The sequence below is a fragment of the Rhizobium sp. LjRoot30 genome, assembly GCF_964253915.1.
GTDB lineage: Bacteria > Pseudomonadota > Alphaproteobacteria > Rhizobiales > Rhizobiaceae > Metarhizobium.
In genome coordinates this window covers 134,790-146,926 of sequence record NZ_CAXUSG020000001.1, presented here as the reverse complement: position 1 = coordinate 146,926, position 12,137 = coordinate 134,790, and the positions used below count along the sequence as shown (strand labels likewise).

Genomic DNA, 12,137 nt, shown 5'->3' with positions numbered 1-12,137 from the left:
ATCTACTATTGATGTTTGTGGCCCCACACCATAAACAGCCCGGCGTCCGTGCCGGCGCGTGTTTACCCGGTGCGGCGCCATACTCCTGTTCTGAAAGGCATTTTCCATGGGGAAGTCTATCGCACTGTTCTTTGCGTGTGCGGCTCTGGTCATTCTTGCGGGCTCTTTCATGGCGCCCGGCACCGTCGCTGCGCTGAAGAGCGAATGCGCTCCCGCCTATGGCGTCGATCCGTGCAGCACGGGTTCGATCGGCACAACTGCTGCCAAGTAAGAACAGCATCGTCAGGGCCGATCGTTTGACCGGCCCTTTTGTTTGCCCCGTTACCCCATGAGGAACAGGCCGATAAGGCCGGCGGCGCCGACCAGGATCCGCCACCAGGCAAACAGCGAATAACCGCGGCGGGAAACGAAGCCCAGCAGCGACCGCACGACAAAGAGGGCCGAGACGAAGGCCATGACGAAACCGACGGCAATGATCGTCGCATCGTCGAAACTCAGTGCATCGCGGTTCTTGTAGAGATCGAGAACAAAAGCCCCCAGCATGGTCGGCATGGCGAGGAAGAACGAAAATTCCGCCGCCGAGCGCTTGTCCGCGCCCATCAGCAGCGCACCGACAATGGTGGCGCCGGAACGCGACGTGCCCGGGATCATGGCAACGCACTGGCAGAGCCCGATCTTGAAGGCCAGCGACAGCGGGTAGTCCATGACATCGCGGTATTTCGGCCGGAACTGCATGCGATCCACCACCAAGAGCACGAAACCGCCGAGGATCAGCACGATGCAGATCAGCACCGGCGTTTCGAACAGGATGGTCTTGATGAAATCATGGGCAAGTGCGCCGATGACGGCGGCCGGCAGGAAGGCGACGAGCACAGCCGCAACGAAGCGGCGCGCCCGCGGATCAGAGGGCAGGGCCAGGACGATCTGCAGCAGCTTGCTGAAATAGACGAGGAGGATGGCGAGAATGGCGCCCAGCTGGATCAGGACGGCAAAGGTATTGCCCGGCGACTTGAAGCCGAGGAAATGTCCCGCGAGAAGGACATGGGCGGTGGAAGAAACGGGGATAAATTCCGTCAGGCCTTCGATAAGGCCAAGAATAAGAGCGCTGATAATAGATTGGTCAGCCATGTGTGGTCCTCTGGGGCTGCTGGACGGCCTGATTCGCTTGTCTTAGCGATGCCAAACTCATATAGCTTCACCGCATGAGTCATGGCCAGAGCGCTTCAAGCGAGTGCGGAATGGCCGGACAACAAGGCAAATCAACGACCGAGTCTCAATGCCAACGCTGTATCATCATCCCATGTCCTCCGCCTCCCGCTTCGTCCGGCTGATCTTGACGGAATACGGTTTCCAGGCCGATCTCATCGAGGAGCAGACCTGGGAGAAGCGACGGGATTTCCTGGCGCTCAATCCGGCCGGCACCCTGCCGGTCTATGTCGACGACAGCATGCGGGCGCTCTGTGGCGCCATGGTCATCTCTGAATATCTCGACGAGACGCACGGCGTGCTGAAGCGCGACCGGCGCCTGCTGGCCGAAGATCCGTTCCAGCGCGCCGAAATCCGCCGGCTGGTCGAATGGTTCATGCAGAAGATGGAACAGGACGTGACGCGGCCGCTCGCCCGCGAGCGCGTGTTCAAGCTGCAGATGACGGCAGAACAGGGCGGCGGCGCACCGGATTCGAAGGTTTTGCGCACGGCGCGTTCAAATATCCGCCAGCACATGCGTTATCTCTCCTGGCTGGCCGGCTCCCGCCCCTGGCTTGCCGGCGATCGGCTGAGTTATGCCGATCTTGCCGCCGCCGCCTCGATTTCGGTGCTCGATTATCTCGGCGAGATCGACTGGTCGGAGGCGCCTGCCGTCAAGGACTGGTATCAGCGCCTCAAATCCCGCCCTTCCTTCCGCGCCCTGCTCGTCGACCGCGTTCGCGGCCTGACGCCGGTATCGCATTACGCCGATCTCGATTTCTGATCCGATTTCTGGCACAAGGCAAAGTATGCCGCCTGCAGGAACCGAGGAAAAGCAACAGCGACGCCGCGAAAGCCTGACGGCCTTCTTGCGCGCCGAGGCGCAGGCGCAGGGTTTTGACCTCTGCCGCATCACCGGCCCGGCTTCCATTCCGCAGGCGCCTGCCCGGCTTGCCGAATTCATCGATGCCGGCCGCCACGGCACGATGGACTGGATGCCGGAAACGCAGGCGCGCCGCGCCGATCCTGCCGTGTTGTGGAGCGAGGTGCGCTCCATCGTCGTCTTCGGCCTGAACTACGGTCCCGATGAAGACCCGCGCGGCATTCTCGACAAGCCCGACAAGGCGGCCATTTCCGTTTATGCCCGCAATCGTGACTATCACGACGTCATCAAGGGCCGGCTGAAGGAGATCGCCACCCGCTTTGCGGCACGGGCGAAGGAGGACGTCAAGGTTTTCGTCGATACCGCGCCGGTGATGGAAAAACCGCTGGCGGCCGCAGCCGGCCTCGGCTGGCAGGGTAAACACACCAACCTCGTCAACAGGACACACGGGTCCTGGCTGTTTCTCGGCAGCCTGTTCACGACGGCCGATCTCGTGCAGGACGAAGCGGAGCGGGATCATTGCGGCTCCTGCCGCGCCTGTCTCGACGCCTGCCCGACGGATGCCTTCCCTGCTCCTTACAAGATCGATGCGCGGCGCTGCATCTCTTACCTGACCATCGAACACAAGGGCGACATCGATCCGGCTCTGCGCGTGCGGATGGGCAACCGCATCTATGGCTGCGACGACTGTCTTGCCGCCTGTCCCTGGAACAAGTTTGCCGAGGCGGCCTCGGAGATGAAGTTTCGGGCGCGCGAAGACCTAAAGGAGCCGTCTATCGCCTTCCTTTTGACGCTGGATGACCCGACATTCCGCAGTTTCTTCAGCGGTTCGCCGGTCAAACGCATCGGCCGGCACCGTTTCGTCCGCAACGTACTGATCGCCGCCGGCAATTCCGGCGACCGCAGCCTGATCGAACCCTGCCTGGAGCGCCTCGGCGACGAGATGCCCATGGTGCGGGCCATGGCCGTCTGGGCGCTGTCACGTTTGATGCGGCCCGAAGAGTTCAAAACCCTTGCCGAACGGCGGGAAATGGAACAGGACTCCTCGGTCTTGGCGGAATGGGAACGGGCAGGAAAAGCATGATGCATATGACGGTTTTTGGCGCCGGTTATTCCGGCAAGGCGATCGCCGATCTTTACCGGCAGGCAGGACACACCGTTTCTGGCACCACCCGGTCGGTGGAAAAATTCGACAATCTGCAGGCGCTCGGCATCGAGCCGCTGCAATTCGACGGAACCGACATCAGCCCCGAACTGCGGCAGGTTCTGACGAAAACGACCCATCTTCTGCAATCCATCGCTCCCGGTCGGGACGGCGATGCGCTGCTGCGGCTTGCCGGCGATGATCTGCGCAACCTGATGCCGCAGTTGCAATGGATCGGCTATCTTTCAACCGTCGGCGTCTACGGTGACCACAAGGGCGGCTGGGTGACGGAAGAAACGCTCTGCAAGCCGGTCTCCGCCCGCTCCGTCGAGCGCGTCGAGGCGGAAACGAGCTGGCTGGCTTTGGGGGAGAGGATCGGCGTGCCAGTCGCGATCCTGCGGCTTTCCGGGATCTACGGACCGGGCCGCAACGCTTTCGCCAACCTGGCAAGCGGCACCGCCCGCCGGCTGATCAAGCCCGACCAGGTGTTCAACCGCATCCGCGTGGAAGATATTGCCGGCGCCACCGTCTTCCTCGCCGACCGCCTGCTTGGCGGTCTCTATAATGTCACCGACAACGAACCCTGCGCTCCGCAGGACGTGGTCACGGAGGCGGCACGGCTGATGGGCGTCGAGCCGCCGCCGGAACAGGCCTTCGAGACGGCGGAACTGTCGCCGATGGCGCGCTCCTTCTACGGCGAGAACAAGCGGGTTTCGAATGCCCGGCTGAAGGAACTGGGCTTCGCCTTCCTTTATCCCAACTACCGCATGTCGCTGCAGCAGCTCTGGTCGTCAAATACATGGCGCAGGGAGGCTTCCGAGCCGGCCTGAACCGCGCTGTTTTTCACTGCGCGCAAAAACATTGCACACAACGGAAAGAGTTGAAAATTCCCTCTTCCGGTAAATTGAGAGTCAAATCTACCTCCCCGGAGATAGGCTCAGGGACGAAAAGACGCGTTTCCGGGCCTCAAAATTCATGTCAATAGAAAAAAATTTTAGCGCGATTTTGTGATCGACAGCACCTGCGGTGTGCCGCGCAAAATTCTTCTCATTTTCGACTGAATCTATTTAACTTTTTCCATGTTTTTGGAAAAATTTTGCGGATTTTCGGTTGCCGGCTAAATATCACAAATATTACAATCCGTAACATTGCGTGATGGAACAAGGCACTTTTTCGCCATTTTTGGCCGTCTTTTCCTCCCTCCCATTCCAACGCGGTTAATGCCGCCTTGAAGGGGACCTACCGATTTGAAGAGATTTTGCCGTTCTGTCGTCACTGCCGCTGCCGTTTTTGCCTGTTCGTCGGCATTGGTCGCCGAAGCCCAGGCCGCCGGATGCGGCGGTGCCTCATGGTACGCGCTTGGCTCGAAAACCGCCTCTGGAGAGCGCATGAATGCCAAGCTTCTCACCGCCGCCCACCGCTCGCTCAGGTTCGGCACCAAGGTGAAAGTCACCAACCGCAACAACGGCCGCAGCGTCGTCGTTCGCATCAATGATCGTGGCCCGTTCATCCGCGGCCGTGTTCTCGACCTGTCCAAGGCCGCTGCCCAGAACATCGGCATGGTCCGTTCCGGCACCGCCAAGGTCTGCTACGAAGTGATCGGCTGATCCGCCGGTCTTTCGAAATGCTTGCTCTTGCGTCCAATCGCAGGTACCACCCGGCTTGAACGGCCGTTCAGGACAGATCCGGGGCCTTAAGGGACACAGGAGACGATTTCATGCGATTGGGCGGACGGTTGGCAGGAGCCATCGAGGTGCTTGCCGACATCGAGGCGCGCAAGCGGCCTGTGGCGGACGCCCTGAAGGATTGGGGCCTTGCCCATCGTTTTGCCGGTTCCGGCGATCGCGCCGCCATCGGCAATATCGTCTACGACGCCCTGCGCATGCGGCTTTCGCATGCCTGGCTGATGGACGACGACAGCCCGGCCGCCCTCGGGTATGCCGTCATGCTGCGCCAGTGGGGCGAAACCGCCGAAACACTGGCCGCGGAACTGGACGGCGACCGCTTTGCCCCCGAACCGCTCAAGCCCGAATGGCTATCCGCCTTTTCCAGCCGCTCGCTCGACGACGCGCCGGCCCATGTCCAGGGCGACATTCCCGAATGGGTGCAGCCGTCGCTGGAAGCAAGTTTTGGCGCCGACTGGCTGCGTGAAGCCAAGGCGCTGGCGGAACGCCCGACGCTCGACCTGCGCGTCAACACCCTGAAGGCCGGCCGCGACAAGGTGCTGAAGGCGCTGGAACGTTCCTCGCCACAGGCTGCCCGCATCGCCCGCCAGGGCATCCGCATTCCCGCCGGCGAAGGCCCGTCCCGGCTTCCCAACGTCACGGCCGAGCTTTCGTTCCAGAAAGGCTGGTTCGAGGTGCAGGACGAGGGGTCGCAGATCGTTGCCGATCTTGCCGATCCGCATGACGGCGAACAGATCCTCGATTATTGCGCCGGCGGCGGCGGCAAGACGCTCGCCATGTCGGCGGCGATGCACAACAAGGGTCAGGTGCACGCCTATGACGCCGACCGCAAGCGCCTGGCGCCGATCATCGAACGATTGAAACGAGCCGGCACCCGCAACGTGCAAGTCCATGACAGCCGCAACGGCCTGCAGGGTCTTGCTGGGCGCTGCGACCGTGTGCTGGTCGACGCGCCCTGCACCGGCACTGGCACCTGGCGGCGCCGCCCCGACACCAAATGGCGGCTGACGGCAAAGAACCTTGACGAGCGCATCTCCCAGCAGCAGGAAGCGCTGGAGCAGGCGGCGGAATTCGTCCGTCCTGGTGGTTCGCTGCTTTATATTACCTGCTCGATCCTGCCGGAAGAAAACGAGCGGCAGGCGCAGCGCTTCTGCGAGGCCCATCCCGACTATCGCATCGTTCCGGCGCTCGATACCTGGAAGGCGCATTTCGGAGACGCAGCGCCCAAGCCGCGCTCTGCCGACGGCAAGACCGTGACGCTGACGCCGGCCAGCACTGACACGGACGGTTTCTTCTTCTGTCATATGCAGCGTAACGGTTAACCGGCATTTCTCCGGCTTGCTACTCGTTTGAAATCATTCCAAACTAGAGCGTTTGACACCAGTTTGGTTTTGCGCGAAGACAACCTGTCCGATTGAGGGGACGGCGAAAAACGCCGTCACAGGAGAGATCATGATCCGGAAAACCGTTCTGCGCGCCGCCCTGGCGCTTCTGGCTGCTTCGGCGGCCTATTCTGCCTTGCCCGCCAAGGCCGCGACCGACCCGGCCGCCGTCGTCAAGCACTACGCCGAAGTGGCGCATGCGAAATACGAGGACTCGCTGACAACAGCGAAGGCGCTGGACAAGGCGATCGACGCCTTCCTCGCCAGCCCGACCGAAGAGACGCTGAAAGCCGCCAAGACCGCCTGGATCGCCGCGCGCGTGCCCTACCAGCAGTCGGAAGTCTACCGCTTCGGCAACCCGATCGTCGACGACTGGGAAGGTAAGGTCAACGCCTGGCCGCTGGATGAAGGCCTGATCGACTATGTCGATGCCGGCTACGGCACGGAAAGCGACGAGAACGCCCTCTACACGGCAAATGTCATCGCCAACAAGCAGATCAAGATCAACGGCAAGGACGTCGACGCGACCAACATCACGCCGGAATTCCTTTCGGGCACGCTGCATGAGGCGGGCGAAGTCGAGGCCAACGTCGCCACCGGCTACCACGCCATCGAATTCCTGCTCTGGGGTCAGGACCTGAACGGCACTGGCGCCGGTGCCGGCAAGCGCCCGGCGACCGATTACGACCAGAAGAATTGCACCAACGGCAATTGCGACCGCCGCGCCGCCTACCTGAAGTCGGCCTCGACGCTGCTCGTCTCCGACCTGCAGGCGATGGTCGATGCCTGGGCGCCCGAAGGCGAAGCGACCAAGAACGTCAGCGCCGATCCGAAGGCCGGCCTCACCGCCATCCTGACCGGCATGGGTTCGCTCTCCTACGGCGAGCTTGCCGGCGAACGCATGAAGCTCGGCTTGCTGTTGCACGATCCGGAAGAAGAGCATGATTGCTTCTCCGACAACACCTACAACTCACATCTCTACGACGCCGTCGGCATCGCTTCGGCCTATACGGGCGAATACACCCGCGCCGACGGCACCAAGCTGACCGGTCCGTCGCTTTCGGCGCTGGTCGCCGAAAAGGACAAGGCGCTCGACGCCGAGATGACCGCAAAACTCACCAAGACGCTCGACGCCATGCATGCCATGGCCAAGCGTGGCGAGACCAAGGAAGCCTACGACCAGATGATCGGCGAAGGCAATGCCGAGGGCAACGCCGTGGTGCAGGCCGCCATCGACGGCCTGATCGACCAGACGAAGACCATCGAGCGCGTCATCACGTCGCTCGATCTCGGCAAGATCCAGCTTGAAGGTTCCGACAGCCTGGATAATCCTAACGCCGTCTTCCAATAAGCGAAAAGGCGGGTCACGGCCATCCCGACCGTGACCCGGACCCCCATGAACCGCATCCCGGCCCGTCGCATCCTCGCCCTGCCGCTTGCCGTTCTCCTCAGTTCTGCCGTGCTGGCCGCTGCCGAGGCAGGCAGCAACGATTTTCCCACGACCCGTACCGATCTTTCCGCCAAGGATTTCGCCCGCGTGGCAAAGGTGACGGCGAAAACCACCAATTTTTCCAAGGCGGAGGCCTATGAGGCGATGCAGGGCGGTGGCGGCACGTCGATCGATCCAGCCGATGCCGATGCCTTTTCGCATGTCTCCGCCAATCTGGCCGTCGAGAAACAGCAGGATTTTCATCTCGGCAATGCGCTGTTTCGGAAACTCTGGGTCTCTTCGCCTTCCTCGACGCAGGCCTCCGATGGGTTGGGGCCGCTGTACAACGCCCGCTCCTGCTTCAGCTGTCATATCCGCGACGGCCGCGGCCATCCGCCGGAAGGCGGACGCGACGCCATTTCGATGCTTCTCCGCCTCGCCCGGCCGGCCGCAACGCCGGCGGAACTGGCGGCGCTGAAAAACCACGTGGCGCTGAATTTTCCCGATCCGGTCTATGGACGGCAATTGCAGGATCTCGCCGTGCCGGGACTGGCCGCCGAAGGGCGGATGGCGATGCGCTACGACGAAGAACCGGTGACGCTCGCCGGTGGCGAAGTCGTCTCGCTACGCCGGCCGCATTATTCCGTCACCGATCTCGCCTACGGGCCGCTCGATGCAGCGACGACGCTGTCGCCCCGCGTGGCACCGACCATGCTCGGGCTCGGGCTGATCGAGGCAATCCACCCCGCCGACATCCTCGCTGCCGCGGACCCGGACGACCGAGACGGAGACGGCATTTCCGGCAAGGCGGCCCTGGTGCGCGACAGGACAGACGGCAGCATAACGCTCGGCCGTTTCGGCTGGAAGGCTCAGAACGCCACGGTGCGCGACCAGACGGCCGCCGCCTTTGCCGACGACATCGGCCTCTCGACCTCCATCGAAAAACGTCCCTACGGCGATTGCACCGAAAAACAGACGGCGTGCCTTTCGCTGGAAACCGGCGAGCAGGAAAGGCTGGGCGGCGCCGAGGCACCGGATCCGGTGCTCGACCTCGTCACCTTCTATTCCCAGAACCTCGCCGTGCCGGCCCGCCGCAAGGCAAGCTTTCCCGAGGTGCTGAAAGGCAAGCAGATCTTTTACGAGAGCGGCTGCACAGCCTGCCACGCGCCAAAATTCGTCACGCGCCGCGATGCGCCGGACAAGGCCTTCGCTTTCCAGCTGATCTGGCCCTATTCCGATTTCCTGCTGCACGACATGGGCGAAGGATTGGCGGACGGCCAGCCGGTCGGCCTTGCCGACGGGCGGGAGTGGCGCACGCCGCCGCTTTGGGGTATTGGCCTGACGAAGACTGTCAACGGTCACAGTTTTTTCCTGCATGACGGCCGCGCCCGCAATCTGACCGAGGCCATCCTCTGGCACGGCGGCGAGGCGGAGACCGCCCGCAAGACCTTTTCCGGCCTGCCGAAAGACGATCGGCAGGCGCTCATCACCTTCCTGGAGTCGCTCTGATGCGCCTGTTGCCCTCTTTGCTGATCAGCCTGTCGCTGGCCTTCTCCCCGCTTTTCGCCCATGCCGAAGAAGACGCGGCAGGCCCGGCGGCCACGCTTGACGAAAAGACTGTCGAAGCGGTCATGACGCGTGCCGTCGATGAGGTGATCCGCCCCGGCTACCGCGATTTCCATGCCAGCGCCGGCAGGCTGACGGCGGCGATGAACACGCTGTGCGGCGAAGCCTCCGCGCCGGCATTCGACGCCGCCAGGGCCGCCTTTGCCGACACGATCAAAGCCTGGTCGCGCATCGAGATCGTCCGCGTCGGTCCCGTCATCGAGAAGAACCGCTTCGAGCGCATCCTCTTTTATCCCGACCGCAAGAGCACCGGCCTCAAGCAGGTGCAGGCGACGCTGGCGAGCGGCGACGAGAAGGATACCGATGTCGATTACGTCGCGACCAAGAGCGTGGCAATCCAGGGGCTTGGCGCACTGGAATACATCCTGCACGGCACCGGCGCCGAAACGCTGACGCAGGAAAAATCCGGTTTCCGCTGCCGTTACGGTGCGGCCGTCGCCGGCAATATCGAAAACATCGCCGCCGGCCTGGTCGACATCTGGGAAAAACCAGACGGCATCCAGGCGGCGTGGAAACATCCGGGACCGGACAATCCGGAATTCCGCACCGGCGGCGAAGCGATCACCGCGCTGCTCGGCATCCTCGTCCACGGCGTCGAGACAGTGCGCGACCAGCGGCTGGAGATCTTTTACAAGGGCTCGCAGCCAAAGCCACGCACGGCCATCTACTGGCGCTCCGGCAACACATTCGTCTCGATTGCCGCCAACCTGCAGGGGCTGAAGACCCTGTTCGATACGTCGGGTATTTCAGACCTGCTGCCGGCAGAGAAAAAATCCGTCACCGGCGAGATCGATGCGCTGCTCGACGGGCTTCTGGCCACGGCGCCGGGCATCGATGCGGATGTCGCCAAAGCCGTGGAGGACCCGGCCGGGCGCCAGAAAATCGAATTGTTGATGGCGGAAACGCGCGACCTCATCCTACGCCTCAACGACGATCTCGGTGGCGCGCTCGGATTGACGGCCGGCTTCTCCTTCTCGGACGGAGACTGAAACCTTGCGTGGCGCGTTGATCGACCGGCGCGATTTCGTCAGGGCGGCGGGCCTGACCTTCCTGGCCGGACTATCGCCCCGGGCGGCGTTTGCGCTCGGCCGCAGCGACGCCGTCTTCGCCTCCGCCTATCGCGGCGCCGATGGTGGCTACGGCATCGCGACGCTGACCGAACGCGGCGAGATCGTCGACAGGTTCGACCTGCCCGCCCGCGCCCACGGCATGGCCTTCAGCCCGGCGACCGGCCGCACCGTCGCTTTTGCCCGCCGGCCCGGCACCTTCGCGATGGTCCTGGACCTCTCCGGCCGTTCGGAACCCGTGATCCTCTCGGCGCCAGAGGGGCGGCATTATTTCGGCCATGGTTGCTTTTCGCCGGATGGCCGGCTGCTGTATGCCAGCGAGAACGATTTCGAGGCCAATAGCGGCATGATCGGCATCTACGATGCGACGGCCGGTTTTGCCCGCACCGGCGAATACTCCGCCTTCGGCATCGGGACCCACGACCTTACCATTTCCGACGACGGCCGCATGCTGATCGCCGCCAATGGTGGCATCGAGACCCATCCGGATTTCGGCCGCACCAAACTCAACCTCGACCACATGGAGCCGTCGCTGGCCCTGATCGACGCATCGAGCGGCGCGCTGATCGAACGGCACGGCCTGCCGCCGTCCTTGAGACAACTTTCCACCCGGCATGTCGATGTCGATGCCGGCGGCCGCGTCTGGTTCGCCTGCCAGTACGAGGGGCCGCGCAACGACCTCCCGCCGCTGATCGGCCATTTCGCCAGGGGTGAGGACCTCGCTTTCGTGTCGCTGCCGGAGGATGTGACCATCGGGCTTGGCAACTATGTCGGCGCCATCGCCGTCAACCGCCGCGACGGGCTGGTGGGTATCACCTCGCCGGCCGGCGGTGGCATGGCGGTGACCCTCGACGCCAAGTCCGGACGGGTGACGCAAAGCCGCACCCTTGCCGATGCCGCCGGCGTGGCGCCGGCTGCGCACGGCTTCGCCGTCTCCTCCTATCGCGGTGCGTTTCAGGACCGCCACAGCCCTGTTGCCTGGGACCAGCACATCGTCCGGCTGGCGGCGCGAGGCTGAGCGCCTTGGCGCCATTCCAGCAAAAGTGCTGAGCGTTTTCGAATTTCGGAGAAAGGCGGAGAAAGGCGGAGACGCTCTATCCTTTTGTTTCCACGCAATTCCGGACGCAAAACCGCTACGCACTTTTGCTGGAATTGATCTATGCCATCTCCAGCCCGAACTGTCCGGCCAGATCGTCCCAGGCATAACCGACCTGGCCGAGCGTGACGCCGCCAATGGTCACCGGCGCTCGGCCGACAGGCACGGCACCAAGCCGCGAATAAAAACGGCGATTGGGATTGTCGGCCAGCACCCAGACCAGCATGGACCGGCGATCGCGCTGGACCGCATCGAAAGCGGCGGCACGCACAAGCCCCTGGCCGATGCCGAAACCCTGGAAGGCATCGAGCACATAGAGCGAATAAAGCTCCGCCCCATAAGGCATGCGCGGCACGCGCGAAGGGCCGCTGCTGGCAATGCCGACGATGCGGCCATCCTGCCTGTGCGCGGCAACGAGATAACTCGCGTCCGGTGCCAGCATCCGCCGGCGATGCCGCTGCATCTGCTCCTCGACCGTCATGGCATCGAGAAACGCACTCGGCAGCATGTCGGCGAAAGTGGAACGCCAGGTGGCGACCAGCACTTCGGCAATGCCGTGAAGATCGGCTGCCCGACCCTTGCGAATCTCGATGTCGGCCCTGTTGCTCATGGCGGAAGTAGACCATATTTTTGCGCCGGT

The 12,137-nt window shown here is 63.1% G+C and carries 12 protein-coding genes; 10 read left to right on the top strand and 2 right to left on the bottom strand.

Annotated elements, in window-relative coordinates:
- Positions 1–106: 106 nt before the first annotated feature.
- Complete coding sequence (locus ACSQ3I_RS00730; RefSeq protein ID WP_165823403.1) at positions 107–271, top strand: hypothetical protein; 165 nt, start codon at positions 107–109, stop codon at positions 269–271.
- Positions 272–321: 50 nt separating this feature from the next.
- Here ACSQ3I_RS00730 and ACSQ3I_RS00725 read toward each other — a convergent pair whose 3' ends face one another.
- The gene (locus tag ACSQ3I_RS00725) at positions 322–1,128 is read right to left on the bottom strand and encodes an undecaprenyl-diphosphate phosphatase (protein ID WP_435995340.1); all 807 of its coding nucleotides are present in this window, start codon (positions 1,126–1,128) and stop codon (positions 322–324) included.
- A 148-nt stretch (positions 1,129–1,276) separates the two neighbouring features.
- Between ACSQ3I_RS00725 and ACSQ3I_RS00720 the strand changes: the two genes are divergently transcribed.
- The 9 genes from ACSQ3I_RS00720 (at position 1,277) to ACSQ3I_RS00680 (ending at position 11,419) form a co-directional block, all read left to right on the top strand.
- A complete protein-coding gene (locus tag ACSQ3I_RS00720) occupies positions 1,277–1,969 on the top strand; it encodes a glutathione S-transferase family protein (RefSeq protein ID WP_435995338.1) in 693 nt (230 codons plus the stop codon).
- Positions 1,970–1,994: 25 nt separating this feature from the next.
- Positions 1,995–3,152: a tRNA epoxyqueuosine(34) reductase QueG gene (gene queG / locus ACSQ3I_RS00715; RefSeq protein WP_435995336.1), complete on the top strand. Its 1,158-nt coding sequence runs from the start codon at positions 1,995–1,997 to the stop codon at positions 3,150–3,152.
- On the top strand, positions 3,152–4,042 hold the full coding sequence (locus tag ACSQ3I_RS00710; RefSeq protein WP_435996228.1) for an SDR family oxidoreductase: 891 nt from the start codon (positions 3,152–3,154) through the stop codon (positions 4,040–4,042). Before queG ends, ACSQ3I_RS00710 begins: the two co-directional genes overlap by 1 nt.
- A gap of 417 nt (positions 4,043–4,459) precedes the next feature.
- Positions 4,460–4,819: a septal ring lytic transglycosylase RlpA family protein gene (locus ACSQ3I_RS00705; protein WP_435995334.1), complete on the top strand. Its 360-nt coding sequence runs from the start codon at positions 4,460–4,462 to the stop codon at positions 4,817–4,819.
- A 110-nt stretch (positions 4,820–4,929) separates the two neighbouring features.
- Positions 4,930–6,219, top strand: coding sequence for an RsmB/NOP family class I SAM-dependent RNA methyltransferase (locus ACSQ3I_RS00700; protein ID WP_435995332.1), 1,290 nt, complete (start codon positions 4,930–4,932; stop codon positions 6,217–6,219).
- A 130-nt stretch (positions 6,220–6,349) separates the two neighbouring features.
- Positions 6,350–7,630 (top strand): imelysin family protein, encoded by a 1,281-nt coding sequence (locus ACSQ3I_RS00695; protein ID WP_435995330.1) that lies wholly within the window; start codon positions 6,350–6,352, stop codon positions 7,628–7,630.
- A gap of 45 nt (positions 7,631–7,675) precedes the next feature.
- Entirely contained in the window at positions 7,676–9,217 is a 1,542-nt protein-coding gene (locus ACSQ3I_RS00690) for a di-heme oxidoredictase family protein (RefSeq protein WP_435996226.1), read from the top strand.
- Entirely contained in the window at positions 9,217–10,323 is a 1,107-nt protein-coding gene (locus ACSQ3I_RS00685) for an imelysin family protein (protein ID WP_435995328.1), read from the top strand. The genes ACSQ3I_RS00690 and ACSQ3I_RS00685 overlap by 1 nt, the downstream gene beginning before the upstream one ends.
- A 4-nt stretch (positions 10,324–10,327) precedes the next feature.
- Complete coding sequence (locus ACSQ3I_RS00680) at positions 10,328–11,419, top strand: DUF1513 domain-containing protein (RefSeq protein ID WP_435995326.1); 1,092 nt, start codon at positions 10,328–10,330, stop codon at positions 11,417–11,419.
- Positions 11,420–11,558: 139 nt separating this feature from the next.
- On the opposite strand, the gene ACSQ3I_RS00675 is transcribed toward ACSQ3I_RS00680, so the two are convergent.
- A complete protein-coding gene (locus ACSQ3I_RS00675) occupies positions 11,559–12,107 on the bottom strand; it encodes an N-acetyltransferase family protein (RefSeq protein ID WP_435995324.1) in 549 nt (182 codons plus the stop codon).
- Positions 12,108–12,137 lie beyond the last annotated feature (30 nt).